22 protein-coding genes are annotated in these 25958 nt (G+C 53.5%); 13 read left to right on the top strand and 9 right to left on the bottom strand.

The annotated features are described in order from the left end of the window. Positions 1–88 precede the first annotated feature (88 nt). The 10 genes from nrdR (at position 89) to ribA (ending at position 7393) form a co-directional block, all read left to right on the top strand. Positions 89–556 (top strand): transcriptional regulator NrdR, encoded by a 468-nt coding sequence (gene nrdR / locus ACJJIQ_RS17170; RefSeq protein WP_108734577.1) that lies wholly within the window; start codon positions 89–91, stop codon positions 554–556. Continuing rightward, complete coding sequence (gene ribD, locus ACJJIQ_RS17165; RefSeq protein ID WP_445362541.1) at positions 553–1698, top strand: bifunctional diaminohydroxyphosphoribosylaminopyrimidine deaminase/5-amino-6-(5-phosphoribosylamino)uracil reductase RibD; 1146 nt, start codon at positions 553–555, stop codon at positions 1696–1698. Before nrdR ends, ribD begins: the two co-directional genes overlap by 4 nt. Further along, on the top strand, positions 1698–2360 hold the full coding sequence (locus tag ACJJIQ_RS17160) for a riboflavin synthase (protein WP_108734575.1): 663 nt from the start codon (positions 1698–1700) through the stop codon (positions 2358–2360). Before ribD ends, ACJJIQ_RS17160 begins: the two co-directional genes overlap by 1 nt. Positions 2361–2438: 78 nt before the next feature. Further along, on the top strand, positions 2439–3560 hold the full coding sequence (gene ribBA / locus ACJJIQ_RS17155; protein WP_445362540.1) for a bifunctional 3,4-dihydroxy-2-butanone-4-phosphate synthase/GTP cyclohydrolase II: 1122 nt from the start codon (positions 2439–2441) through the stop codon (positions 3558–3560). Positions 3561–3637: 77 nt separating this feature from the next. After that, positions 3638–4108, top strand: coding sequence for a 6,7-dimethyl-8-ribityllumazine synthase (gene ribH, locus ACJJIQ_RS17150; RefSeq protein ID WP_108735355.1), 471 nt, complete (start codon positions 3638–3640; stop codon positions 4106–4108). A 69-nt stretch (positions 4109–4177) separates the two neighbouring features. Further along, positions 4178–4621 (top strand): transcription antitermination factor NusB, encoded by a 444-nt coding sequence (gene nusB, locus ACJJIQ_RS17145; RefSeq protein WP_282931196.1) that lies wholly within the window; start codon positions 4178–4180, stop codon positions 4619–4621. Between the two features lie 10 nt (positions 4622–4631). Then, on the top strand, positions 4632–5573 hold the full coding sequence (gene thiL / locus ACJJIQ_RS17140) for a thiamine-phosphate kinase (RefSeq protein WP_444892064.1): 942 nt from the start codon (positions 4632–4634) through the stop codon (positions 5571–5573). A 42-nt stretch (positions 5574–5615) separates the two neighbouring features. After that, the gene (locus ACJJIQ_RS17135; protein WP_413663383.1) at positions 5616–6104 is read left to right on the top strand and encodes a phosphatidylglycerophosphatase A family protein; all 489 of its coding nucleotides are present in this window, start codon (positions 5616–5618) and stop codon (positions 6102–6104) included. An 18-nt stretch (positions 6105–6122) separates the two neighbouring features. Further along, on the top strand, positions 6123–6758 hold the full coding sequence (locus tag ACJJIQ_RS17130; protein ID WP_444915485.1) for a retropepsin-like aspartic protease family protein: 636 nt from the start codon (positions 6123–6125) through the stop codon (positions 6756–6758). Between the two features lie 17 nt (positions 6759–6775). After that, a complete protein-coding gene (gene ribA / locus ACJJIQ_RS17125) occupies positions 6776–7393 on the top strand; it encodes a GTP cyclohydrolase II (RefSeq protein WP_108734569.1) in 618 nt (205 codons plus the stop codon). 125 nt (positions 7394–7518) lie between these two features. Here ribA and ACJJIQ_RS17120 read toward each other — a convergent pair whose 3' ends face one another. After that, positions 7519–8793 (bottom strand): amidohydrolase family protein, encoded by a 1275-nt coding sequence (locus tag ACJJIQ_RS17120; protein ID WP_413663381.1) that lies wholly within the window; start codon positions 8791–8793, stop codon positions 7519–7521. A gap of 151 nt (positions 8794–8944) precedes the next feature. Beyond that, positions 8945–12334, bottom strand: coding sequence for a pullulanase-type alpha-1,6-glucosidase (gene pulA, locus ACJJIQ_RS17115; protein ID WP_445362539.1), 3390 nt, complete (start codon positions 12332–12334; stop codon positions 8945–8947). A gap of 527 nt (positions 12335–12861) precedes the next feature. Here pulA and rsgA point away from each other — a divergent pair. After that, positions 12862–13980 (top strand): ribosome small subunit-dependent GTPase A, encoded by a 1119-nt coding sequence (gene rsgA, locus ACJJIQ_RS17110; RefSeq protein ID WP_445362538.1) that lies wholly within the window; start codon positions 12862–12864, stop codon positions 13978–13980. Between the two features lie 39 nt (positions 13981–14019). Here the strand turns inward: rsgA and ACJJIQ_RS17105 are convergent, their stop codons facing one another. Further along, complete coding sequence (locus tag ACJJIQ_RS17105; RefSeq protein WP_445362537.1) at positions 14020–14337, bottom strand: DMT family transporter; 318 nt, start codon at positions 14335–14337, stop codon at positions 14020–14022. A 247-nt stretch (positions 14338–14584) separates the two neighbouring features. Here ACJJIQ_RS17105 and ACJJIQ_RS17100 point away from each other — a divergent pair, with 247 nt between their 5' ends. Beyond that, positions 14585–16678 carry a TonB-dependent receptor gene (locus tag ACJJIQ_RS17100; protein ID WP_445362536.1) on the top strand — a complete coding sequence of 698 codons (2094 nt, stop codon included), beginning with the start codon at positions 14585–14587 and terminating at the stop codon, positions 16676–16678. 91 nt (positions 16679–16769) lie between these two features. On the opposite strand, the gene ACJJIQ_RS17095 is transcribed toward ACJJIQ_RS17100, so the two are convergent. The 5 genes from ACJJIQ_RS17095 to ACJJIQ_RS17075 form a co-directional block, all read right to left on the bottom strand. Next, positions 16770–18620, bottom strand: a complete 1851-nt coding sequence (locus tag ACJJIQ_RS17095) for a DUF885 domain-containing protein (protein ID WP_445362535.1) — start codon at positions 18618–18620, stop codon at positions 16770–16772. A 140-nt stretch (positions 18621–18760) separates the two neighbouring features. Next, on the bottom strand, positions 18761–20677 hold the full coding sequence (dxs, locus tag ACJJIQ_RS17090; RefSeq protein ID WP_445362534.1) for a 1-deoxy-D-xylulose-5-phosphate synthase: 1917 nt from the start codon (positions 20675–20677) through the stop codon (positions 18761–18763). A gap of 95 nt (positions 20678–20772) precedes the next feature. Then, positions 20773–21666, bottom strand: a complete 894-nt coding sequence (locus tag ACJJIQ_RS17085; RefSeq protein WP_445364824.1) for a polyprenyl synthetase family protein — start codon at positions 21664–21666, stop codon at positions 20773–20775. A gap of 15 nt (positions 21667–21681) precedes the next feature. Beyond that, positions 21682–21996, bottom strand: coding sequence for an exodeoxyribonuclease VII small subunit (locus tag ACJJIQ_RS17080; RefSeq protein WP_413663362.1), 315 nt, complete (start codon positions 21994–21996; stop codon positions 21682–21684). 50 nt (positions 21997–22046) lie between these two features. Continuing rightward, entirely contained in the window at positions 22047–23534 is a 1488-nt protein-coding gene (locus tag ACJJIQ_RS17075; RefSeq protein ID WP_445362533.1) for a PQQ-dependent sugar dehydrogenase, read from the bottom strand. A 786-nt stretch (positions 23535–24320) separates the two neighbouring features. On the opposite strand from ACJJIQ_RS17075, the gene ACJJIQ_RS17070 reads away from it, so the two are divergent. Next, positions 24321–24890, top strand: a complete 570-nt coding sequence (locus ACJJIQ_RS17070; protein ID WP_282931208.1) for an HNH endonuclease — start codon at positions 24321–24323, stop codon at positions 24888–24890. 53 nt (positions 24891–24943) lie between these two features. Here ACJJIQ_RS17070 and ACJJIQ_RS17065 read toward each other — a convergent pair whose 3' ends face one another. After that, positions 24944–25954, bottom strand: a complete 1011-nt coding sequence (locus ACJJIQ_RS17065) for a D-alanine--D-alanine ligase (RefSeq protein ID WP_445362532.1) — start codon at positions 25952–25954, stop codon at positions 24944–24946. Positions 25955–25958 lie beyond the last annotated feature (4 nt).

Genomic DNA, 25958 nt, shown 5'->3' with positions numbered 1-25958 from the left:
GATGCACTGTGGCTGTGCGTGCCGCGGTCACACAGTGCAACGGCTGTGGTAAACTGCGGCCCATTTTCCATTCCGGGGATAATCCCACATGCACTGTCCGTTCTGCAGCGCAGAAGAAACAAAAGTAGTCGATTCCCGATTGGTGGCTGAGGGCGACCAAGTACGCCGCCGGCGCGAGTGCCTGGAGTGCCACGAGAGGTTTACCACATTTGAAACTGCGGAGCTGCTGCTGCCGCGAGTGATCAAGCAAAACGGCCAGCGCGAGCCGTTTAATGAAGACAAGCTGCGCGCGGGTATTCAGCGCGCTGTGGAAAAGCGCCCGGTGAGTATTGAGCGGGTGGAGTCGGCGGTATCTCAAATAAAACACGCCCTGCAGGCGACCGGAGAACGGGAGTTGCCGGCGCGTGCTATTGGTGAATTGGTGATGGAGCAGCTGCGTGAGCTGGACCAGGTGGCCTATGTGCGCTTTGCTTCTGTCTATCGCCGTTTTGAGGATGTCAGCGAGTTTAGAGAAGAGATTGAGCGACTGACCAGTAAGGGATCGAAGACAGAATGAGTCAAACTGTTGTACACAGTGCGGAAGCACTGATGGCCCGCGCTATTCAGTTGGCAGAGCGCGGTCTCTACACCACTATGCCGAATCCGCGAGTGGGCTGTGTGATTACTGACGGGGATGGCAATGTTGTCGGCGAAGGCTGGCACAAGCGGGCCGGCGAACCCCACGCTGAGATCGAAGCCTTGAGTGATGCCGGCGACTTGGCTCAGGGGGCTACGGTTTATGTCACTCTTGAGCCCTGCAGCCATACCGGCCGCACAGGTCCCTGTGCCGAGGCGTTGGTAAAGGCCGGCGTGGCCCGGGTTATTTACGGAATGCAGGACCCGAATCCGAATGTCAGCGGTGCCGGATTGCAAATATTGCGCGATGCTGGGATCGAAGTGGAAGGCCCCATCCTGGAAGAGAGGTGTCGCGCTCTAAACCCCGGCTTTATCAAGCGTATGACCCTGGGACTGCCCCTGGTGCGAAGCAAATCCGCCATGAGCCTGGATGGGCGCACCGCTATGGCCAGTGGGGAATCAAAGTGGGTATCGGGCCCTGCGGCTCGCGCCGATGTACAGCGCCTGCGTTCTCGCAGTTGTGCAGTGATCACAGGGGTTGAGACGGTGCGTTTCGACAATCCCAATCTCAATGTGCGCGCCGATGAAATGGCACTGGAAATGCTGGCCGCAGAGCGAGCCGCCGAAGTGCAGCCGCTGCGGGTAATTGTTGACAGCCAGCTGCGCACCCCAGCGAGAGCCTTTATTTTGCAGGGGGATGCCCCCACATTGGTGTGCACGACAGAGCGCGCGGAGGCCGAGCGCCGCGAGCGTATTGAGAAAACGGGTGCGGAAGTCGTGGTTTTACCCCACGACAAAGAGGGCCGCGTAGACCTGCTCGCCCTGCTCAAGGAGTTGGCGCGACGCCAGTGCAATGAAGTTTTGGTAGAGAGCGGTGCGACCCTCTCTGGTGAATTCCTCTACCGGGGCCATGTCGACGAAATAATTGTTTATATGGCGCCAAAACTGCTGGGTAGCACCGGGCGACCGCTGTTTGAACTGCCTATCGAGCGTATGGGCTCGATGCTGCCGATTACGATTACCGATATGCGCGCAGTTGGTCACGACTGGCGCATTACTGCAACAACCGATATCGAGCGCTGATGTTTACCGGAATTATTGAAGCCTTAGGCGAGATTGCAGAGTTAAAACCCCAGGGCGGCGACCTGCGTGTGCGTGTGCGCAGCGGTAAGCTGGATCTGGGTGATGTGCAACTGGGGGACAGTATTGCCACCAATGGTGTTTGTCTCACGGTTGTTGACCTGCCCGGTGATGGTTACTGGGCGGATGTCTCTGCGGAAACCCTGGATGTGACAACGGTGGGCCGCTGGAAAAAAGGCGACCGGGTCAATCTGGAAAAAGCACTGACACCCCAGACCCGCCTGGGTGGACACATTGTCAGCGGCCATGTGGATGGTATTGGCGAGGTGGTATGGCGCAAGTCCGAGGCTCGCGCCGAGCGGTTCCGCCTGCGCGCACCGGAAAATCTGGCTCGCTATATTGCCCATAAAGGGTCTATCACCGTCGACGGCACCAGCCTCACGGTCAATGCCGTGGATGGGGCTGAGTTTGAACTCACCATAGTGCCACACACGTTGCAGGAAACGATTATGGCCGGCTATACCGCCGGTACTCGGGTCAACCTGGAAGTGGACCTGATTGCGCGCTACTTGGAGCGGCTACTCCTCGGTGATGAGGCAGCCAAGCCTAGTGGTGGGGGCATGACCCTCGAATTTTTGGCCCAGAACGGGTTTTACAAGCGCTAAAGATGGGCCGTGCACCACGGCGAAAACAGCAGCGATAGCCGCTCTATTTGCAATTGATAAATTTATCCAGAGTTAACCATGGAACTAAATACGGTTGAAGAACTGATCGACGATATCCGCCAGGGCAAAATGGTAATCCTGATGGATGATGAAGATCGCGAGAACGAGGGCGACCTGGTGATGGCTGCGGAGCAGGTTCGCGCTGAAGACATCAACTTTATGGCCACTCATGCCCGTGGCCTGATTTGTATGCCCATGTCCAAAGAGCGCTGTGAGCAGTTGGACCTGCCGCTGATGTCGCGGGACAACGGAGCCCAGTTCAGCACCAACTTCACCGTATCCATTGAGGCGGCAGAGGGTGTCACCACCGGTATTTCCGCCGCCGATCGCGCGCGCACGGTTCGCGCCGCTGTGGCCAGAAATGCCAAGCCCAGCGATATTGTACAGCCCGGCCATATCTTCCCCATTATGGCCCAGCCCGGCGGTGTATTAAGCCGCGCAGGCCACACCGAAGCCGGTTGCGACCTGGCCCGCCTGGCGGGTTTTGAGGCGGCTGCGGTGATTGTTGAGATCATGAATGAAGACGGCACCATGTCCCGCCGCCCGGACCTGGAAAAGTTCGCGAAAGAGCACAACCTGAAGATCGGCACAATCGCCGACCTGATTACCTATCGCGCCCTGAATGAGAAAACCGTTGAGTGCGTTAATGAGCGCAAGGTGCGCACCGAGTTCGGTGAGTTCAAACTGCGCACTTATCTCGATAAGGCCCGCCGCGAACGCCACTTTGCCTTTGTTAAAGGCGACCCCACCCCAGAAGAACCGACCCTGGTTCGTGTGCATGTAGGAAATACTCTGCGCGATGTGCTTACGATTCAGCGCGGCGATGAAAAATTCACCCCGTGGACCTTCCGCCGCGCGATGCAGCGTATTGAAGAAGAGGGCAAGGGTGTTGTGGTACTGATCTGCCACAACGAAACCACCGAAGAAATCGAAGAGAGTATTGATTGGCTGATCAGCGGCAAGCAACAGCGCCCCAGCCAGGACCTGGTGTACAAACAGGTAGGTACCGGTTCGCAAATTCTGCGGGATCTCAAGGTGCGCAAAATGCGCCTGATGAGCGCACCGTTCAAATTCAGTGCTATTTCCGGGTTTGACCTGGAGGTAGAGGAATACCTGAACGTGGAAGCGCCGCAACCCTAGTAAAAGAGTAACAATACTGAAGCGCCGCTACTGTCCTGATAGCGGCGGCGATGGACAAGAAATACGGATTGAAAATTATGAGCAATATTCAAGTGATCGAAGGGGACTTTGTCGGCAGTACGGGCAAATACGCACTGTTGGTGAGCCGCTGGAACAGCTTTGTGGTTGAAAGCCTAAAGGATGGTGCACTGGACACCCTGCGCCGCAAGGGTATCAAGGATGAAGATATCACTATCTACTACGCCCCGGGCGCATTCGAATTTCCCCTGGCGGCACAGAAGTTGGCTGAGACTAAAAAGTTCGATGCCATTATTGCCCTGGGTGCGGTTATCCGTGGTGGCACCCCGCACTTTGAGTATGTGGCTGGCGAGTGCACCAAAGGCCTGGCTCAGGTATCCATGAATACTGGTATTCCCGTCACCTTTGGCGTGCTGACAGTGGACTCCATTGAGCAGGCTATTGAACGCTCAGGCACCAAGGCTGGCAACAAAGGTTGTGAAGCCGCCGAAACCGCCCTGGAAATGGTTTCCCTACTCGGCAAGATTTAATTGCCGGCGCGCCGGCACAAAAGGTGTGTCGGTGCAGCCCATTCTGTGAAGTATCTACCGGAAAAGACAATGACCGTAACTGCATCCGCCCGCCGTAAGGCACGTCACTACGCCATGCAGGCGCTCTATCAGTGGCAGATGGCCGGCGCCAGCCTTAATTCCATTGAGGCCGAGTTTCACGCCGATAATGATATGAGCAAAACCGACGTGGAATATTTTCGTGATATTTTCCACGGCGTAGCGAAAAACCTTGATGAGGTAGAGGGCGCTTACACGTCGCACCTGGATCGCAAAGTGGAAGATCTGGACCCTGTATCCCGCGCGCTGTTGCGCATGGCCACTTACGAGCTGAAAAACCGTATCGATGTGCCTTACAAGGTTGTCATTAATGAGGCGGTGGCACTGGCGAAAAAATTTGGTCCCACCGATGCCTTCAAGTTTATCAATGGCATTTTGGATAAGACCGCTGCGGACCTGCGCTCGGCAGAGGTAGCCGCAGACAAGAAGGGCTGAGCCAGCAATTATGTCTAAAGCGCCGGGGGAGTTTGAGATCATCCGCGATTACTTCGCCCGCGCTCCCCAGGGCGAAGGTGTAGCCCTGGGGATTGGCGATGACTGCGCGCTATTGCAAGCACCTGTCAGCGGGCAGTTGGCCACTTCTATGGACACCCTGGTAGCAGGCCGTCACTTCCCCGCAGGTGCTGACCCATTCATGGTTGCGAGCCGTGCACTGCGTGTGAATATCAGTGATCTGGCGGCAATGAATGCCCGCCCCCTCTGGTTTACCCTTGCCCTGACCTTACCCGATAGCGACTCCGTTTGGCTGGAGAAATTCGCCAGTGGCCTGCTGGAAACTGCTGGCAAGTTTGGGGTTTCCCTTGTGGGTGGTGACACCACCGCAGGCCCCTTGTCCATTACGATTCAGGTGATCGGCCATACCGAAAAGCCCCTCCGGCGGGACGGCGCTTCTGTCGGCGACAATATTTATGTGAGCGGCCCACTGGGCGCTGCCGCGGCAGCCCTGCCCGTTGTTTTGGCAGAGCGGAATGTGACTGAGTCAGTGCGGCGGGAAGCGGAGCAGGCTTTCTATTTTCCCGAGCCGCAATTAGAAACCGCCAGCGCGATTGCAGGCATTGCTACCAGTGCGTTGGATATTTCCGACGGATTATTGGGGGATCTGGGCCATATCTGCAAAGCGAGCGGTGTGGCAGCAGAAATAAACCTGGAATCTCTGCCCATAGCACCCCTGGCCAATCGATTGGCAGCTGATACTGCCGTAGAGCTGGCGGCCTGTGGAGGGGATGACTACCAGCTCTGTTTTACTGCTCCGGCAGCCGCTGTTGAGCAAGTTCGTCAGCTGGGTTTCACTCCCATAGGGAAGCTCGTTGAGGGGGAGCCGCAGGTACGCTGCTCCTATCACGGGAACCCCTGGGTTGCTCAATCGCCAGGCTATAGGCACTTTTAATACCTTGTGTAAACCATAGTGCCTTTGTGAGAATTCAATAACATGAGCATTAACAACCCGACATTTTCCCAGCTGTTGCGCGATCCCACTCTTCTGTTGGCGTTTGGATTCGGCTCCGGGCTGGCACCGAAAGCGCCGGGCACTTTTGGTACCCTGGCAGCGATTCCTTTTTGGTGGCTGATGAAGGATTTGCCTCCATTCTGGTATCTGGCCATTGTGTTTGTTACCGGTGTGGTAGGTTGCTATCTATGTGGTGCAGCTGCCAAGAAAATGGGAGTTCACGATCACGGCGGTATTGTTTGGGATGAAATGGTGGGCTACTGGCTCACCATGTTTATGGCTCCTGCAGGTTGGGCTTGGGCGCTATACGGCTTTGTCCTCTTCCGGATATTTGATATTGCCAAGCCCCCGCCCATTGGTTGGGCTGATCGCAAGGTGCAAGGTGGCGTTGGAATTATGCTCGACGATATACTGGCCGCCGTTTACGCGTCACTGGTGCTGCAATTAACCGCATGGGTACTGGGTGTCTAGGTTGGATAGGGAAGATCAATGCGTAGCTATTTTGTATTTATAGTTAGCTTTTTATTTGCACTGAATGTCAATGCACAGCAGGTGCAGCTAAAAGGCCTGTTTGGTGATAGCGCCATGCTGGAGATTGATGGCCGCCAGAAAATCCTTAAGGCGGGACAAAAATCCCCAGAGGGCGTCACCCTACTGGAAGCGACTACTCGTTATGCGCGGATCAGTGTTGCCGGGCAGGAGCAAAAGCTGACCTTGGCGGCTCCTATCGCAACCAGTTTTGCCAAGGCGGCAAAAGCTGAAGTACGGCTTTCCGCTGATAGCCGGGGTCATTACATGACGGATGCCTGGGTTAACGGTATGAGAGTGCCGATGATGGTGGATACCGGTGCTACCAGCATTGCCTTCAATTATCCCACCGCTCGCCGTCTCGGTTTGAATTTGGATACTGCACAAGAAATACGGGTTTCCACTGCCAATGGAGTTACCAGGGCTTACAAAGTGAGCTTGAACAGTGTAACCATTGGCGGAATCAAGCTTCACAATGTTGACGCGACCGTACACTCAGATGATTTTCCCAGCGTAGTGCTTCTCGGCAATAGTTTTCTCAGTCGGGTTGATATGGAACAGCAGGGCGGCGTGCTGCTACTGCGCGCTCGACACTGATTTAAAGAGGTATTAAGTTGACCATTCGTTTTGTGGAATCCTCAAAACTGCCCACCTCTTGGGGTATGTTTGAGATGCACGGTTTCGAGGAAGTGGAAACCGGAAAAGAGCACGTGGTACTCACCATGGGCGACTTCGATACCGAAGAGCCTCTGTTGGCCCGTATTCATTCTGAGTGCCTGACCGGAGATGCACTATTCTCCCTGCGCTGTGATTGTGGTGCCCAGCTACAACATGCTATGCATCGTATTGCGATGGAGGGGCGTGGAGCTATTTTCTATCTCCGCCAGGAGGGCCGCGGTATCGGTCTGTTAAATAAGATTCGCGCTTACCACTTGCAGGATTGTGGTGCGGATACGGTGGAAGCCAATGAGCAGTTGGGCTTTGGCGCGGACATGCGGGATTACTCGATTCTGAAAGCAATGATCGAACACCTGGGTATCCATGCCATTCGCTTGATGACCAATAACCCGCGCAAAGTTAAAGCGCTGGAGGACTTGGGCATCAATGTGACTGAGCGCCTGCCGCACCAGTCTGGGCGCAATCCCCACAATGCCAAGTATTTGTCCACTAAAAAAGGCAAACTTGGTCACCTGATCGAAAATGAGGATGAAGAAGGAAAAGAGGAAAACTAACTTTCACTTTTCTTTAAGCACCCCAATAAAAAAGGCCGGAGTTATCCGGCCTTTTTTATTTTGTAGAAATTAATTAAAACTGGGTTCGAATATTTTAATTTCGCTATTAAACTATTCAGAGGCTTTTAATTCTTAAAGACCTTGCCCCCTTTCATCACAAAATCCACATCTAAAAGTTCATCGATATTATCCAGTGGCGAGCCATCGGTGGCGATAATATCGGCGTACTTACCGGACTCAATGGTGCCCAGTGAATCGCTCATATCGATCAGGTCGGCGGCGTTAACGGTAGCGGATTGCAGGATGGCCATATTGTCCATACCGGCTTCACTCATCAGTACCGCCTCGCGGGCATTGATGCCGTGCTTGGATACACCTGAGTCGGTACCGAAAGCAATTTTTACTCCGGCATTGACCGCTTTACGGAAATTGCCGCGCATGTCTGTGCCAACACGAATGGCTTTTTCCTTCTGAGCCTCAGATAAGACATCGGTATTTTTTGCCAGCTGTACCACAGTATCGCCGGCGAGAAGTGTCGGAACCAGATAAGCGCCGGTTTCTTTAAATAACTTATGGGCGCGGGGACCTGCGTAGGTGCCGTGCTCAATACTGTCTACACCAGCCTCCAGTGCGGCGATAATGCCTTCTTCCTGATGCGCATGACTGGCCACCTTGCGGCCCATACGTTTGGCTGCAAGGACCACCTCTTTTAACTCATCCATTTCCATCTGCTGACCAGTTCCGGTAGCGCGATCGGTGAGCACACCACCGGTAGAGGTAATCTTGATAAAGTCAGCACCATATTTGATCGCATGGCGGGTCGCGCGTCGGCACTCGTAGGGGCCGTCGCATACAGTTTTGGTCTTGTCATCATGCAGCTCCATTAGCTCTGGACTGACCCCGCTGATATCTGCGTGGCCACCAGTTATTCCCACCCTGCCGGCTGCAACAATTCGCGGGCCATCTACCCAACCTTTATTGATCGCATCGCGCATCGCATACATTTCTTCACCACTGTTACCAGCATCGCGCACAGTGGTAAAACCAGACTCCAGGGTTCGCATGGCAAACATTTGCGAGCGCATCTGGGTCAGCGGCATGGACATCTTGAGAGCCTCGGTATCATTTTTAGGGCCCAGCTCACCTTGTAAATGCACGTGCATATCCATTAAGCCCGGCATTACGAAACTATTCTTAAGATCAATGACTTCAGCGTTATCCGGGCTTACATAACCGGATCTGACAGCACTGATCTTGCCGTCCTCGATAATTACACTTTGCTCTTGCAAAGGTTTCTCACCGGGAACGGCGAGGAGTGTGCCTGCATGGATAACAGTAGTTTTTGCCAGTGTCGCGGATGAGAGAAGAGTTGCGATGCCGCAGAGAAGGAGACGCTTCATGATTTGTACACCTATTTATTATTTAGGTACACGCTAAATCAATCTGCGGAATATGACAATTGCGAGTTGATTACTTGGTTAGAGCCGGGAAATAGTTTCTAAAAAATGAGAAAAAGGCCGGAAAATCCGGCCTTTTAAAATTTATGAAGAATTAATATCTACGGCGTGGCTGCACAAATACTGCGGTAGTTCGGCCGGGCAGAGTAAAGGTGCCGCTGCTCCTATCAAATTTTACTTTGTGCAGGCGTGAGTCTACTGATCGGCGCTGACGTGGGTGCTTGAACAGGTACTCACCAATAAGGTTTTCGCTGGTAAATTCCAATGATTCGTCATCGCCATTAAACAGCACCACAATACGTTCAAAGCGGCGATCGATGCTGCCACTGGAATCGGATAACTCCATCACAATCAGCCCAGGAATCTGGTCGGGTCCGGTGTTGAGGAAATTGAGATGTGCTTCTACGGACTCTGCATCAGACAAGCGGAACAGGGGAGAGCTGTTGCGAATCGCCAGCTGCTCGCGGAATAGAGCAGAGCTCCACAAGCGGTGCCGGCGCTCGGGAGCCAATTCCGGGTTTGCCAGTAAAGGTTGCATCAGGGACCAGTTATCTTCGTTTTTATCTGCGATAGGTAAACCCGCAGCCCAATTATCGGTGGCGAGGCTGAAGTCCAGTGCATTAAACCAGTCACCGGAGTTGTAACTGTCCCGATCCATCGACTTTGAGCGCAGGAAATCCTGGCCTGCGTGGATAAACGGCACTCCCTGGGCGAACAGAACCAGGGAATTACTGAATGCCTGGATACGCACTCGTTCAGCCAAGTCGGCGCTGTCACTGGCTTTGATCTGTACTCCGTCGAACAGCGTCTCGTTGTCGTGGGCGGCAATATAATTAATGGATTCCTGCGGGTCGGCGGTATAGCCGGTGGGCTGGCCGTTATAGACCAGCTCGCTGCCGGTAATGATATTGCCGTTGGCATCTTCAAAAGGATAATCCGCCAGGTTGCCGGCGAGGGAAACGCGGACTTTATCTGCCAGGGTTAGCAGTGTGGCACGCTCATCTTCTCCCTCAAACTTACCGTTGCTGTCGGTGAACAGACCGGTACCAAAGCCCTGCTCCTCAAAACCTCCAAAGGGGTTGCCGCCACGCACGGAATCGCGCAGGCGATCGTTAAAGGTGCCGACACCGCTGCCGGCCATATTGCCCTGGCGGGCCTGTACAAAGCGAGCATCGTCAGCCACTTCGCCAAAATTCCAGCCCTCGCCGTACAGGTAGATAGCTTTGCCGTCGACACCATCGGCTGCCGGGGTCAGTGATTGCAATGCCGCTTGCGCCTTGAGGATATTGTCGAGGCTGTGATGTCCCATCAGATCGAAACGGAAGCTGTCCACCTTATAGGCCCGGGCCCATGTGACCAGGGAATCGATCATCAGCTTTTCCATCATGGCGTGCTCACTGGCGGTATTTGCGCAGCAGCTGCTCATTTCCACACCGCCCTCCAGATTACGGCGGTGGTAATAGCCGGGGACGATTTTATCGAGTACGGAGTTGTCGTATTGGCCATAGGAGCTGGTGTGGTTGTAAACCACATCCATCACCAGTCGCAGGCCGGAGTGGGATAGCCCTTGCACCATTTGACGGAATTCGCGAATGCGCGCAGGTCCATCGGGAGCGCTGCTATAGCTGCCTTCGGGGACTGTGTAGTGCAATGGATCGTAGCCCCAGTTAAAGCCATCGGTATCGCGAATAGCATCTACCTGGGCCTGCTGCTCGCTGCTGTCCGGCGCGTAGTCTGAGAGGTCCGGGGTTTGCTGCTGCTGGGTGCGATCCTCATTGACTGTGGCAAAGTCAAAGGCCGGCAGCAAGTGGATATGGGTGAGGCCGGCGCGGGCCAGTTTATTGAGGTGGCGCATGCCGTCGCTGTGCTTGCGGGTGAAAGCCTTGAAGGTGCCGCGCTCTGCTTCGGGGACAGTTTGATCCGCAATACTGAAATCGCGCACATGCAGCTCGTAGATACTGATGTCTTCCGGCTGGGTTAACTTGGGCTTGCGCAGACGATCCCAACCGCGCGGCTTCAGGTCCCGGTCATTCAGGTTAATGATCTGGCTTTTGCCACTATTGATGGAGAGACTCAGGGAATAGGGGTCGGTGACCAGGTTGGTTTCAATCTGGCGGCTGAAGTAGGAGTACACCTCGACCTCATAGAGATAAAAACTGCGGTCCCACTGCTTGTCGATATCGGCACTCCAAACCCCGGTAGATTCATCGCGCAGCATGGATACCACCTGATCGGCGCTGTCGCTGCTGGAGTCTGTAAACAGGTGCAGTTTTACTGCCCGTGCGGTGGGAGCCCAAAGATCGAGCTGGATATTCTCCTCGCCGACACGGGCACCGAGTTCACCGTCGTAGTAAAAGCGATCATCGAGCGCGCCTGCCATCTGCACACCAGTCGCATCCAGTAACGTGCCCTCCGCATCGTAAGCGGCGAGGGCGAGTTGCTGGGTTACCAGATCACTAGTGGAAGCCTGCCCCGGCAATTGCCAGGCACTGAAACTGGCCAGGTGCGGGAATTTTTGTTGGGCGCTGTCGGGCAGGGTGGCGAGAGGGGTGAGATCGATAGTGCCATCGGAACGGATATCACCGTCCTCCAGTTTTAGCTCGGCGCTGTTGCTGTAGTGCAATTTAACCTTGGTACCTTCCTGCACCTGGATATCCCAGGCAAAGCTGCTGGTATCCACCCAGTGAGCTTTATCGCTGCTCAGGTCACCCTTGGCGAAGCCGTCACTGCTGACGGTGACTTCTTTACTATTCGAGTCAAAAGCAAAGTAGATTTCGTCGTAATCGGCAGCCACGGTAAAGCTGACGTTGGCTCCATTGTTGCCGTAGCTCTCCTCCCAGCCTTCGTGCAGGGCTACCTTGAATTCATAGGAACCGGCAGGCAGTGCTGAGGTGATAAAGGTGTAGGTGCCATCTCCATCGGCATCCTGCATCCAGCTGCGCAGGCAACTGGGTTGCCAGTCTCCTGGACACCCCAGCAGGGATTGGAAGTTGCCGGCTACAGCGGCGACCACGCTATTGTGGTTGTCGGTGATCCAGTGAGTCTCGTGGTCGTAGATAAATTTAACTTCGCGGGCCTCATCCAGGCTGAGGGAAATATTACCACCGTCCCGTTGGCCGCCCGAACCATAATTTTCATCCCAGCTGTTGTTGAGGGCGGCTTTGTACTCCCAGTTGCCGGCGGGTATCCAAAAGCTGCCTTGCCATTTGTCGTCTTCGCTGTCATAGCTGAGCAGGGTGGCGACACAACCTGGTTGCCAGTCGCCATCGCAGCCCAGCTGGCTTTGTAGGTTGCCGGGAATATTGACCTCTGTGGGATCTGGTGTATCAGATGCCCAAACCGGTAATTGGATGGAGCAGAAGACTGCCCCCAGAATCAGCCCCGTCCTTGTGCCGGGGCCTGTAAATTTTGTTGTTGGCATAGCGCTTCCCATTTTTTGTTGTACTTGTTGCGGTTCTCTCAGTTGGTATTGAATCGCAGTCACGCATTGACGGCCTCCCACCCCGAGGAGGTGGAGGTCTGGGGGAGATGGTTGGGGGTGTCATAAAACCTTTATAGATTCGTCACTTGGAGGAAATACCCGCAGAAGAAGATGCTTCTCGAGTAAACGTGATGGCGAAAGAAAAAGCCGGATCTATACTCAACTGATCGGGTTATGGTGAGTCGAGAAAGGTGATGCACTCGCTGTAATCGGATTCGAAGGCCGGCTTTTGCCGGCTTTGCTTTTTGTGGCGGGGCAATTACTAAGAGGCTTCCCGGGATTATCCTTGCTCCTATCCCCGGGTAGTGCTAATTTGCCCATAGCCCGCCAGGTACTATGGCGGAATCCAGAACTCAATAACTGCGGAGGATGATTGATGATTGTTGCAACCCTCCGTCGGGTCCAGTAGCAGCCTCCAGCTGCCCACGCCCGGCGATAGATTCCTAGACGTCGGGCTTTCCCTGAGAAAGCTCTGTTGGCCGCGTATGTGCGGTCGCTTGGTGCTTTGTTGCGCCCAGAGGGTTTCAATCTTGAGTAAATCTCACTTTACCCACCGGTCTGTTAATAGATTCGACACTAAATCCCCATCTATCAAAATTGAGCGGGAAGCTTCTCCGCTGCAAAAACTCGGTTGGAAGTCTTTTTTCCAACAGCAGCTGACGCTCGAAGAACTCGAGCAGTGTTTGCCGCTGCGGGTTATGGCTATACACCGCAGTCTCCTGGAATTGGCCGGCGAGCAGGGGGCTGTGTCCCTTCCCCTAACCGGGAGTCTTGTGGCTAATTTGCCCGCGGTGGGGGATTGGCTGTTGTTAGAGAAGAGCAGCGGATCTTTCGTGCGTTTGTTGAGCCGCAGCAGCCAGTTTGAGCGCATGGCACCTGGGGGGCATCAGGTGCAGATGATCGCCGCCAATGTCGATAGTGTTTTTATTGTCTCCTCCCTGAATGATGACTTTAACCTCTCACGTATTGAGCGCTATTTGGCTCTGGCTCGGGAGTCCGGTTGCAGCCCACACCTGATACTGACTAAGGCCGATCTGTGTGAAGATACAGCCCCTTTTCTTCAGGCATTGCGCCCATTCGGCGAATTACCCGCTGCAATGGTAAATAGCCTGGATCGAGAAAGCGTGGCACAGCTGCGCCAGTGGTGCTTACCTGGGGAAACTATCGCGCTGTTAGGTTCTTCTGGAGTGGGTAAATCCACTTTGCTAAATGCGTTGTCTGGCGAATCCCTGGCTGAGACTGGGACCATTCGTGAAGCCGATAGTAAAGGGCGTCACACTACAAGGAAACGCTCTCTTCACTCCCTGAGTTGGGGAGCGCTGTTACTCGATAGCCCTGGAATGCGGGAGCTGGGGTTGGTGCATGTTGAAGATGGCGTGGCGGAGACTTTTTCTGATATTGAGGCCTTGTCCAGAGAGTGTCGCTTCTCTGACTGCCAGCACCAGTCGGAGCCAGGCTGTGCGGTACAAGAGGCAATAACGGGCGGTTCGCTGGATGATCGGCGCTTGCGCAATTGGCAAAAACTGCAACAGGAACTAAGCCGTAACGGTCAAACTCTCGCGCAGAAACGGGCAGGGGAGAGAGCGCTATCCCAGATGTATCGATCTGTACAAAACCAGGCGCGTAAACACAAATATTCAGAGGATTAATAGAACTGGCGCCCGGGAATTTTCCCGGGTGCTTCTCAATTAATGAGAAAGTTTTAACGTGACAACGCCTAAGATAATGAGCAAAACCCCCAGGTAGCGTCCAAGGCTGGTGGGGTCTCCAAAGAACAGCACCCCTACCGCAAAGGCTCCGGCGGCACCAATTCCCGTCCAGACCGCATAGGAAGTACCAATAGGTATCTCCCGCTGCGCCAGCCATAGAAGAAATCCACTGACCCCAATAAATACCACAGCCATAACCACACCCAGAAGGCGGGTGTTACTGCCCTGTGAAATTTTCAGTCCCAGCACCCAACCAATTTCGCATAGTCCGGCGAGTATTAAGTAGAACCAGGCCATGATATTCCTTTAAAAATAGCTTTGGGTTTTAAACTCTAGCTCCGTCTGGGACGCTTGCTTGTTGATGCACACATTAGGTGGTCAATAGAAAAGATATAGCTGAGAATGGAGGAAACACGTTTTGTAAAGCTTGGGGTGGGCTGAGCGGTAGATCGTATTGTTCTTTAGTAACAGCTATTTCCTATATAATCAGACTTTAAGGGAAACATTCGACGATAAAAATAAATCAATTATAGGGAGTTTGGGGATGTTGAGTGTGGTCCATGGAATAAAAGGAGTCTTACTGTTTTTTGTGTCTGCCTGGTTATTTTTTTCTTCTGATTTTTCGTATGGCAGTGAGATGCAGATAGAGACTCTGGTCGTTACAGCAGGTAGATATGATCAGGGCATTACAGACCGGGTAGAGAGTATTTCTATTGTCGCCAATGATGTGCTGAAGAAAGCTGGTAACGCCCATATTCAACAAAGTTTGGCGAGTGTGCCCGGAGCAAATCTGGCCAGAGGAAATGGGCAGGAATATCTGCCCGCCTTGCGCTCTCCAGTGCTGACGGGTGCGGGAGCTTGTGGGGGAATTCTGACAGCAGAGGATGGCATTCCACTGAGAGCAAATGGCTTTTGCAATATCAATGAGTTATTTGAATCTTATAGTGAGGCAGCACGTCATATCGAAGTCATAAGAGGACCTGCTGGTACGCTCTATGGCTCAAATGCGTTGCATGGATTGATCAATATTATTAGTCGTGACCCTGTCGAGGATGAGGGGGGATTACTCAATGTTGATACGGGACCTCACGATTATTACCGATTGGGCGTGTCAGCGAATCATCGTCTTAATACTGAAGGTGCTGGGATAAGTACAGATTTGTATCTAATGACCGATGGTGGCTATAGAGACCACTCCGGTGTGGACCAGCAAAAAGCTAGTGTTCAGTATGTTAGCCATATCGGAGATAGCAGAGTTCGAACCCGTTTGGTAGCTACAAACCTGAACCAGGAAACTGCGGGTTACGTTGAGGAAGAGGGCGCTTATCGAGATCCTCGATTGAGCCGTACAAACCCCAACCCAGAGTCATTTCGGGATGCCTATGCCATCAGGATGTATTCCCTGATCGACATACCTATTAATCGTGATGGCCAAATACAATTGGCGCCGTATTTTCGAAAAACCAAAATGCGTTTTCTGCAACATTATTTGCCGGGCCAGCCTTTGGAGGAAAATGGTCAGGAAAGTATTGGAATTAGAACTAGTTATTATCTGGAGCTGGATAAAAATCTGAATCTGGTTTCTGGTATTGATACGGAATTAAGCGAGGGATATCTCTTGGAGATGCAAGAGAGTACTACCGAGGGATCTGAATTTCTTCAGGCGACGATTCCTGTGGGGAAGCACTATGATTACGAAGTGACGGCTTGGAATCTTGCTCCTTACGCATCGGTAAACTGGCAGGTTAGTGATAAATTGGAAATTACTGGCGGAGTGAGGTTTGAGTCTGCACATTACAATTACGACAATAACATGCTCTCCGGACGTACCGATGAAAATGGAATGGCTTGTGACTTCGGCGGTTGCCGGTTTAGTCGACCGAGTGACCGAAAAGATAGATTTAACAATATCTCCCCCAAGCTGGGCGCACAATTACAATTAGATAGTGAATGGCAATTATTTACCCAAATTGCTCAGGGGTATCGGGTACCCCAGGCGACAGAATTATACCGCTTACAGAGGGAGCAAACGGTTGCAGAATTGGACTCTGAAGAGCTCAATAGCTTTGAAATAGGATTGAGGAAGCTGGGTGACACCCTGTCATTTGAGTGGGTGGCCTATGCAATGGAAAAGGAAAATGTAATTTTTCGCGATGCTGATTACTTTAACCAGTCCAATGGGAAGACCCGGCACTGGGGGCTGGAATTAGCGGTTAATTATGAGTTTTCTGAAAGTCTGAGCTTTGAGGGTAGTACCAGCTATGCTGAACATCGCTATGACGATCAAAGGGAGTTAGAGGGCGTAGAACTGGATGGAAATTTTGTAGATTCTGCACCAAGAACTTTTGGTAGCTATCGCCTGAAGTGGTCGCCCAGCTCTCTTATATCAGCGGAACTGGAGTGGTTACATCAGGGCAGTTATTTTACCGATCCTCAAAATGCTCATCGGTATCCAGGACATGACTTGCTGAACCTCCATGTGGCCTGGCAGTGGGAGCAATATGGATTTTCAACTCGAGTGCTGAATATTACTGATAAAGCCTACGCTGAGCGTGCTGATTACAGTAGTTTTAGTGGTAGCCGTTATTTCCCTGGAGAGCCTCGCTCAATTTATTTTGGAATTGATGTTGAGTGGTAATGGGGAAATTAGAGTTGTTTTATCGAAACTTCCTCTTTGCAATAGGTTTGAAATCTATTGCAAAGAGGAAGTAGAAGCCGACAGGTTTGGATTAACTGGTAGCGGGCTTCTCGATCTGTTGCGCATCGATATGGGCAGACGCTGAGGCCTGGCTTTCCAGCCAGTTGTCCATACGCTCTTCAAGAATATTCAGTGGCAGTGCTCCAGATCCCAACAGAGCGTCATGGAAGCTGCGAATATCAAAATTGCTGTCCAGGGTTTCCTCCGCTTCCGCACGCAGCTCTTTAATTTTGAGTTGTCCCAGTTTGTAGGCCAGGGCCTGGCCCGGCCAAACCAGATAGCGGTCGATCTCGACGGTCACATCGTGGATTGGCTTGGCGCTGTTTTCCATAAAGTACTCGATCGCTTCCTCGCGGCTCCAACCCAGCTGGTGCATACCGGTATCCACTACCAAGCGCACAGCACGCCACATATCGTAAGTGAGTGCACCGAATTCGCTGTAGGGGTTTTTATACAGGCCGAGGTCGTAACCGAGACTTTCGGAGTAAAGGCCCCAACCCTCTACAAATGCGGTATAGAGAGCCATACGGCGCAGTGGGTGAATATCAGTTTGCTCTTGTGCCAGGGCAATTTGCAGGTGGTGACCCGGCATCGCCTCGTGCACTGTGAGCGCCTCCATTTCCCATTTTGGGCGGCTGGGCAGGTTGTAGGTATTGGCAAAGAAAATACCTGCACGGCCGGCCTCATTGGAGCCCGGTTGGTAGTAGGCAGTAGTTTGGGCCTGTTCTGAGTAACCGGGAATTGGTTTCACACCATAGGGCAGGCGTGGCAAGGTGCCAAATAGGGCGGGCAGCTCTGCATCAATACGCTTGGCGATATCGCGGTAGTCCCGCAATAACCCTTCCCGGCTGGTGTGGTAAAAGCGCGGGTCGCTACGTAGGAAGTCGGTAAAGGCCTTAAAGTCCCCCTGGAAGCCCGTCTTCTGGATGATTTTATCCATCTCCCCTCGAATTCGCTTCACTTCCGCAAGCCCAATGCGGTGGATCTCTTCGGGGCTAAGATCGGTGGTGGTACTCTCTTCCACTTTATGGGCGTACCAGCGCAGACCGTCAGGGCGGCTGGTTAAAGCGGTATCCACCTGGGCCTCGGGAATATATTTTCGCTCAACAAATTCAGCCATACCCTGCCAGGCCGGTACCAGTTGTTTGCTGTAAATGGCATAGGCGCGTTGCTGCAGGCTTTTCCGCTTAGTTGCTGGGATGGCCTCAGGCATTCGATTAAATGCCGTCAGCAATGGGCTGTGCTCCGGCGCGGCAGGTACCAGTGCGCGTATCTGACGCGGCAGGTCGCGCAGGGTAATTTGTGGTGGTGTGACCCCTTTGCGCAGGCCCCGGCGCATCAGCCCCTGGGTTTGTTCAATCAGGATTGGCAACCTTTCCAAGCGGCTGATAATTGTTTCGTAATCGGCTGCAGTGCGCTTGGGCATGCTATTGATAACAGCCGGTACATTGCGCTGAATACCGCTCATATGGGTAATTGGTTGCAAGTGCTCTGGAAACTGGAAGCCTTTTACTTCTCCCAATAAGTCCTGGTAGAGCAGCTGGTAATCCAATTGTTGCCCGGCTGGCAGGTCGCTCTGGTCGATATTGCGTGTAGCGCCCAATAGGATTCGGGTCTGCTTCTGCCTGAGTTTCACAGATTTCAGGGAGTTATCTACCCAGCGATGATTTTGCCCGGGGTAGCCCTCGTAGGTTGCCTGGCTGGGATAACTCTCCATAATCCAGCGATAACGTAAATCCTGTAAGGCGATGAGGCGCTCGGAGGCGCTGGTCTCCGGAAGGGACTTGTATGCTTTCCGGAAGGTATCCTGATCCATCGCCGAGGTATTGAGGCTGGCAATAAGTCCCAGGGAAGTGAATAGGGCTTTTCTGATAAACGACATAGTCCCCTCGAGTGAAAGCGTGTGGTCCAAATAGTGGCCGGATTTAGTCAATGGGTGGTTTGTTACCACTGCCGGCAATTTATTGCCGGGCATTCGAAGAGCAGCCAGCCGCATTAGCTGGCTGCCAAAGGCGGGCTGGGTCAGTTGGCTGCCGCTGTGCGACTGCCAAACTCCTGGTGATTGATCAGTTGCAAGCGCCTGCGAATCTGTTCCTCAATACCGGAAGCATTGAGGCCGATGGCCGCCAGCAGGTCTTTGTGCTTGCCGTGCTCAATAATTTGATCGGGTAGCCCCAGTTGCAGCACAGGTACCGACCGCGCAGTGCTATTGAGGTATTCGAGTACGGCACTGCCAGCACCACCAGCAATAGTGTTCTCTTCGATGGTAACTAAGAGTTGGTGACTCTCGGCAAGTTCATCGATCAGTGTCTCGTCCAGGGGTTTTACCCAGCGCATATCGGCTACGGAGGCCCCCAGCTGCTCTGCAGCGGCCATAGCGGGGCCGAGTAAGGTTCCGAAGCTGAGGATGGCTACACCACTGCCCTGGCGCAACAGGCGCCCCTTGCCGATCGGCAGCTCTGTCATTTCCTTGTTGATGGCGGTACCCATACCGGTTCCGCGTGGATAGCGCACAGCAGTGGGGCCGTTGTGTTTGTAGGCGGTATAGAGCAGCTGGCGGCATTCGTTTTCGTCACTGGGCGCGGCGATAGCCAGGTAGGGCAGGCAGCGCATAAATGTGAGGTCAAAACTACCCGCGTGCGTGGGGCCGTCTTCGCCCACCAGGCCGGCGCGGTCGATGGCGAAAGTGACATCCAGGTTTTGGATTGCCACATCGTGCACCATTTGGTCGTAGCCGCGCTGTAAAAATGTCGAATAAATAGCAACTACCGGCTTCTGGTCTTCACAGGCGAGGCCCGCAGCGAGAGTGACGGCGTGCTGTTCGGCAATGGCCACGTCGTGGAAGCGGTCCGGGAAGCGCTTGGAGAACTCCACCATACCGGAACCCTCGCACATGGCCGGGGTAATAGCGACCAGGCGCTCGTCCTGTTCTGCGGCATCGCACAGCCACTGGCCAAAAATATCCTGGAACTTGGGCAGTTTCTTCTTGCCGGGTACGGCCACTTGCACCTTGGCTTCCGGCTCCAGCTTGTTCAGCGCGTGGTAGCCCACCGGATCTTCTTCAGCGGGGCCGAAGCCTTTGCCCTTGGTGGTGGCAATATGCAGGAGTTGCGGACCCGGCTGGCTGCGCAGGTTGCGCAGAGTGTGGACCAGGTCGTGCATGTTGTGGCCATCCAGGGGGCCCACGTAGTTAAAACCCAGTTCTTCGAACAGGGTACCCGGCGTGATCATGCCTTTGACGTGCTCTTCGGTGCGTCGCGCCAATTGCCAGGCTTTGGGGATGGCAGACAGTATCTTACGGCTGCCCTCGCGCATGTTCAGGTAGGTTTTACTGGCCAGGATTTTGGCGAAATAGGTAGCTAGGCCGCCGACATTTTTTGAGATAGACATACTGTTGTCATTGAGAACAACCAACATGTCCTTGCCGGTATGGGAGGCGTGGTTCAGGGCTTCGAAAGCCATTCCCGCCGTCATGGCGCCATCGCCAATCACCGCCACTACCTTGCGATCGTCAGGGGAGCCCAGGGCCATACCCAGGGCGGCGCTGATCGAAGTGCTGGAGTGACCAACACCAAAGGTATCGTAGGGGCTCTCACTGCGTTTGGGGAAGCCGGACAGGCCCCCTTGCTGGCGCATGGACAGCATCTGTTCGCGGCGACCGGTGAGGATTTTATGGGGGTAGGTCTGGTGGCCCACATCCCAAACCAGCCGGTCCTCCGGGGTATTGAATATGTAATGCAGGGCGATGGTCAGTTCCACCACACCGAGACCGGCACCAAAGTGCCCGCCGGTCTGGCCGACACAATACAGCAGGTACTCGCGCAATTGGCTGGCGAGTTCCGGCAATTGGCGTTCATCGAGGGCGCGCAGCTGTGCCGGGTCGTCGATCGAGTCGAGAAGCGGTGTCTGCGGGCGTGTGCGTGGAATTTCTTCGAGCATCAAATGTATCAGTTGCAACAGATGGTGATATTGAGGGGGATTGTATGCCCGTGGCGGGCATATTGCATCCCAAACCCCACAGGCAAGGCTGTGACTTAGTGTCCGCGCTGCACGATATAGTCTGCGAGCTGCTGTAGTAGCAGGGTATCGCCATCGAGACTTTGCAGTGCCTGGGCGGCCTGGGCGTGCAGTTTTGCAAGCTTGTCCCGGGCGCCGTCGACGCCGAGCAGAGAGACATAAGTGGGTTTGTTGCGCAGGGCATCGGCGCCCTGGGTTTTGCCCAGAACTGCGGTTTCAGCAGTGATATCGAGAATATCGTCCTGAACCTGGAATGCCAGGCCAATAGCTTGGGCGTAGCGGGTAATAATCTCCAGCTCCCTCTCGCTGGCACCGCCCAGCAGTGCGCCCATACGAGCGCTGGCACAAATCAGAGCCCCGGTCTTGAGGCGGTGCATGGGCTCCAGCTGATTCAGGGTGAGGGTTTGGTCAACGGAGTCCAGGTCGATAGCCTGGCCGGCGACCATACCTCGGGCCCCCGCCGCAGTGGCGAGCTCACGCATAAGCTGTAACTGCAATTGAGGCGCGAGGGGTTCAGCGAGGAGCAACTCGAAAGCCTGGGTTTGCAGTGCGTCGCCAGCGAGAATGGCTGTGGCTTCGTCATAGGCGATATGACAGGTGGGGCGACCTCGACGAAGGTCGTCGTCATCCATTGCCGGCAGGTCGTCATGGACCAGGGAGTAGGCGTGAATGCACTCCAGGGCCGCCGCTGTGCTATCGCAATAGGCCAGGTCAAAATCGACACCCCGAAAAACCTGGGCACAAGCGTAGACGAGAGCGGGGCGCAGGCGTTTGCCGGGGCCCAGTGCGGCATAGCGCATTGCTTCGAACAGCTTTTCTGAGCCGTCGATCGGGGTGTTGAGCGCCTGCTGGATTCGGCTTTCGACGCGTGTGGAGGAGGCCTGTAGAAAGGCTTTCAGCTCCTCTGGCAGGTTTGCGGAACTCACTTAAACTGGGTCCCCGGAGTTGTCGTCGGCATCAAAGGGGAGCTCGCGGATATTGCCGCTCTCTTCAATTAACAGCTTTACTTTCTGCTCGGCTTTGGCGAGCTTCTGTTGGCACTCCCGGGTGAGTTTCACTCCCTTTTCGAAATCAGCGAGAGCCTCCTCCAATGGGAGATCTCCGCCTTCGAGTCGCTCAACCAGCTGTTCCAACGCCTCGAGACTCTCTTCAAAAGTTGCTGTTTTTTTCTTTGCCGCCATAGCATCGCCTCTTAATTGCGGGGCAACCTTAGCGGCTGGCGCTGCGGGGGTCAATTCCATGGCCCCCTCATCCGGGAGCCTCTTCTCAGTGTCGTTTAGGCGTGCAATTCCTAGAGGCTCGACTCCCGGGATAAAAGATAGTGCGCCAGGGCTTTTTTCTGCACCGCCGTAAAGTTGTAGTTAGGCATTGGTGGTGTTGGGGCATCGAAGTAGTCAGCCAGGGTCTGCGCTGTGTATTTAGCGGATAGGTTGCGTAGGGGAAACTGGGCCTGATGGCAGTGGGCACAATCGTTAGACCGATAGAGCTGCGCGCCCAGTTGCACCACCTCGGCATCTATTGAAAGCGCGTTGGCCGTGGATGTTTTTTGCAGTTGTGGCTGCTGTGTTGTCAATACAGCTTGGCGAGGGGCCCCTTGGCTCACACGATAAACTGCACCGGCGTAGTCATCGGAAATATAGATGTTGCCCAGTTTATCCTCGGCGATGGCGACAGGGCGGCCGTAAACCGTTTGGCGGTCATTACTGAGAAATCCCCACAGGAAATCCCTCTGTTGAACTTCTCCGCCGTTACTCCAGTGTAGGGAGACAACTTTATAGCCATCTTTCACGCTGCGATTCCACGAGCCGTGCAGGGCGACCAGCGCTGCATGGCGATAATCCTTAGGCTGTTCCACACTGCGCAAAAATTTAATCCCGAGTGGCGCGTTGTGAGCGCGAAATTCGTACACAGGAGGAATTGAGTCAGCAATCTTTTGCTGGATTTCAGGGCTTGCATCCACCCCAAGATCCGGATCGGGAACCCGGTCACCGTAGGCGTAGGGCCATCCGTAGAATTGGTCTTTGCGAATCAGGTTGAGCTCATCTGGCGGCAGGTTGTCGCCGAGCCAATCGCGGCCATTATCTGTTGCGTAAAGTCCGCCATCTTTTGGAGACCAATCGAACCCCACACTATTACGCAGGCCGGTGGCGTATATTTCAAAATTATCCCCGTTTGGTTTCATTCTCATGATGGTTGCGCGGCGAGGATCTTTTTCAATACAAACGTTGCAGCTGGAACCACTGCTGAGAAAAAGCCATCCATCGGGACTCACATCAATAGTTTTTGTCCAGTGTCCATCGTCCTCAAGATTTTCAATAATTCTCTGGTAGCGCCCAGCCAGTCGCCCATCGGAATGATCAAAGGGGACCCGTCCAACTACGTCACTTTCGGCAATATATAACCAACCGTCGTGTAGCAATAATCCGTGGGGCCGCTGAAGATTATCAATAAGGGTCTTTTGCCCGTCACTGCGGCCGTCGCCGTCTTTATCTTGTAATAAAAGTGAAACTTTGCCATGTTTGGGCTGGGAGACGATGATGTCTCCATTGCGGGTCACTGTGAGCCAGCGTGCGCCGGGAACATCCCCTGCGAATAACTGGACCGAGTATCCATCTGCTGCGGTCAGCCGGCCTGTCACTTCTTTTTCTGTTGTTTTGACACCACCGACCAGTTGGCGCCAAGGCACACTGACGCTGGATTTAAAGGTGGCTAAGGCGGTAGAAAGCACCGCGCCGAGGGCGATAAAAAATATTAGCGTATATTTCAACGTTTTCTTCATGGTATCGATTGAACTTGAAATAAAGATGTTTATAGTTGCCGCGCTTATCTATTTACCCCTATAGTTAACACGGGATTAATTTCCTGTCTCCCCTCCCTTTTGTAACAGGTAGCTCAGTTTGTGAGATATCTCTTACACAAAATTCAGGAGATTTCCCCTACTTTTTTCTCCCTTGATGTCCATAATTAACTTGCAAGGACGCGAAAGGGACTGCACTACTGCGGCAATGGATAAATGGATTGCGCCGCTCGCCCTAGGGATATGGGCACCATCCTGTGAGACGCACCGCCCGGGCCGGATTGCCTGGGCGGTGTTTTACATTCTGCTTTAACCTGCCTGCAACGCTTTCCACAATTTACACCTTTCTTCTGTAATTTGCTGTTATTCCATCAGCGGCATATCGCTGTCTGGAATTTGTAATAGTTATCCGCTTTAATGTTGATAGGCCGGCCAAATTACCCATGGGCCGGCGGAGGGTGGCGCATTCAGTAATCTACCAGCAGAAGTGCCCGTATTACCCAAGGCAAAACTACGCCTGTGGGCATCTGTATTTTCGTTGGTAAAAAAGCTTTCAGACTCCTCCATCTTGTCTGGGAGCAAGCTTTTACTTTCGAAGGTGGCAGTTTTTTCTAATGCTGCGAATCGCGCCAGCCTCTGTCATCGTCATCCAGTCCCTTCGATCTGTCACTCCAAAACTTCTTTTTTCTTCTTTATAAAAACCGTTGTGATTACACGGAAACAGTTCCGGGGCTGCCTTGTTCTATTCGACTGTGGGGAGGCGAGGTTATGCACGCGAGAATATTGCGTTTAAACCTGGCGGGACAACCGCTGGAATGGCTGAGTTGGCAAGAGGCATCCTGTCTGTACGTGCGGGAGCTGGTTACATGGTCGCTGGGAGGTGTTGTCCAGCGGGTGAGAGGAGGCTTTAATCGCAATGGCGATCGTTCCAGCCTCGATCTGGCCGCTATTATCGCCTGTGGCGGTGCACGTATGGCCCGTCCGCGCCGGCGCCCACCTCTAACAAATCGAGCACTTTTTTTTCGCGATTCCCATACTTGTCTTTATTGCGGTAATTTCTTTAAAAGTGTGGATTTGACACGGGACCATGTTATTCCTGTTTCCAAAGGCGGAGTTGATTCCTGGGAAAATGTGGTTGCGGCCTGCAGGCGCTGTAACCAGCATAAGGGCAATCAATTATTGGAAAATATCGACATGGAGTTGTTGGCCTTGCCCTTCTGCCCCAATGCAGCTGAATACCTTGCCCTGATTAACAGTGAGCGGATTCGCGGCGATCAGATGGAGTTTCTGCGCGGCCAGTTTTCACGGCGGCGTCAACAGGGGTGGTTGTTGCACTAGCCCGTCGGATCAAAATGAGCAAAAAAGAAAAGGGGCCAACAGGCCCCTTTTAATCATGTCTTGTTGTTAGGTGAAGATACCGCAGAGCGGATCAGGCCGGCCAGGTATTCGGTGAAATTGTGCCCGTGGTTTTCCATCATTTTGGGGAACATGGAGTTAGGTGTCATACCGGGAAAAGTATTGACCTCATTGAGGTAGAGTTCGCCGGTCTCTGTCAGGAAAAAGTCTATGCGGGACAAATCCTTCAGCTTTAGGGCTTTAAAAGTGCGCAGGGATACTTCGGCTATCCATTGAAGCTGTTCTTCGTGAAGATCAGCAGCTTCGATAAAGGTGACCGCGCGGCTGCCCTCGGCATACTTTTCTTTATAAGTGTAAAAAGTATCTGTTGGGGCGCGTACTTCTCCCGGGCGGGTTGCGATGACATCATCGTTGTAGTGGTAAACCGCAACTTCCAGCTCTCTGGCTTTCAATGCTTTTTCTATCAGCACATAAGGGGAGAGTTTAAAGGCGTCCTCGATCGCGGCTTCTAACTCTTCTTTGTCACGGACCTTAAAGCAACCTACGGAAGATCCCTGATTGGAGGCTTTTACAAATACCTCACCCCAGTTCTCCAGGGCATCGTGAGCTTTTTGTAATTCCTCGACTTCAGTGCTGTGCAAAAACTCGTAAGGTGTGTTTTCAATACCCAGGGCACTGAGCCACATCTTGGTTTTAATTTTGTTAAAGCAGATTTTGCTGGGCTCAGGTGCAGAGCCAAAATAGGGGATGCCGAACATATCCAGTTGCGACTGCAAATCGCCGGTTTCTCCCGGGTAGCCGTGAATTGCCGGAATTACATAGTCCACATCCCAGGAGTTACCTTCTTCATCGCGAATTTTGCGATCGTAAAAGATATGGTAAACCCGGCCCTGGCTGTCGGTAAGGCAGCCACTGTTATCCATTTCCACCCGCAATAGGGCGATGTCCTCTGCTGCTGACAACTTGTCCTCGATAAAATCAGCAGTTCTGAGGGATACGTCGTGCTCGCTGCCGCCACCGCCGCAGATAAGCAAGGTGTTAATCATAAAA

This window comes from Microbulbifer maximicatervae (SeqCode), assembly GCF_052468295.1.
This window is presented reverse-complemented; position numbering and strand designations above follow the sequence as displayed.

Excerpts from the sequence above, each read along its gene's own strand:
- nrdR (WP_108734577.1), top strand. The coding sequence starts at position 89 with ATGCACTGTCCGTTCTGCAGCGCAGAAGAAACAAAAGTAGTCGATTCC.
- ribD (WP_445362541.1), top strand. The coding sequence starts at position 553 with ATGAGTCAAACTGTTGTACACAGTGCGGAAGCACTGATGGCCCGCGCT.
- ACJJIQ_RS17160 (WP_108734575.1), top strand. The coding sequence starts at position 1,698 with ATGTTTACCGGAATTATTGAAGCCTTAGGCGAGATTGCAGAGTTAAAA.
- ribBA (WP_445362540.1), top strand. The coding sequence starts at position 2,439 with ATGGAACTAAATACGGTTGAAGAACTGATCGACGATATCCGCCAGGGC.
- ribH (WP_108735355.1), top strand. The coding sequence starts at position 3,638 with ATGAGCAATATTCAAGTGATCGAAGGGGACTTTGTCGGCAGTACGGGC.
- nusB (WP_282931196.1), top strand. The coding sequence starts at position 4,178 with ATGACCGTAACTGCATCCGCCCGCCGTAAGGCACGTCACTACGCCATG.
- thiL (WP_444892064.1), top strand. The coding sequence starts at position 4,632 with ATGTCTAAAGCGCCGGGGGAGTTTGAGATCATCCGCGATTACTTCGCC.
- ACJJIQ_RS17135 (WP_413663383.1), top strand. The coding sequence starts at position 5,616 with ATGAGCATTAACAACCCGACATTTTCCCAGCTGTTGCGCGATCCCACT.
- ACJJIQ_RS17130 (WP_444915485.1), top strand. The coding sequence starts at position 6,123 with ATGCGTAGCTATTTTGTATTTATAGTTAGCTTTTTATTTGCACTGAAT.
- ACJJIQ_RS17120 (WP_413663381.1), bottom strand. The coding sequence starts at position 8,793 with ATGAAGCGTCTCCTTCTCTGCGGCATCGCAACTCTTCTCTCATCCGCG.
- ACJJIQ_RS17105 (WP_445362537.1), bottom strand. The coding sequence starts at position 14,337 with ATGGCCTGGTTCTACTTAATACTCGCCGGACTATGCGAAATTGGTTGG.
- ACJJIQ_RS17100 (WP_445362536.1), top strand. The coding sequence starts at position 14,585 with ATGTTGAGTGTGGTCCATGGAATAAAAGGAGTCTTACTGTTTTTTGTG.
- ACJJIQ_RS17095 (WP_445362535.1), bottom strand. The coding sequence starts at position 18,620 with ATGTCGTTTATCAGAAAAGCCCTATTCACTTCCCTGGGACTTATTGCC.
- dxs (WP_445362534.1), bottom strand. The coding sequence starts at position 20,677 with ATGCTCGAAGAAATTCCACGCACACGCCCGCAGACACCGCTTCTCGAC.
- ACJJIQ_RS17080 (WP_413663362.1), bottom strand. The coding sequence starts at position 21,996 with ATGGAATTGACCCCCGCAGCGCCAGCCGCTAAGGTTGCCCCGCAATTA.
- ACJJIQ_RS17075 (WP_445362533.1), bottom strand. The coding sequence starts at position 23,534 with ATGAAGAAAACGTTGAAATATACGCTAATATTTTTTATCGCCCTCGGC.
- ACJJIQ_RS17070 (WP_282931208.1), top strand. The coding sequence starts at position 24,321 with ATGCACGCGAGAATATTGCGTTTAAACCTGGCGGGACAACCGCTGGAA.
- ACJJIQ_RS17065 (WP_445362532.1), bottom strand. The coding sequence starts at position 25,954 with ATGATTAACACCTTGCTTATCTGCGGCGGTGGCGGCAGCGAGCACGAC.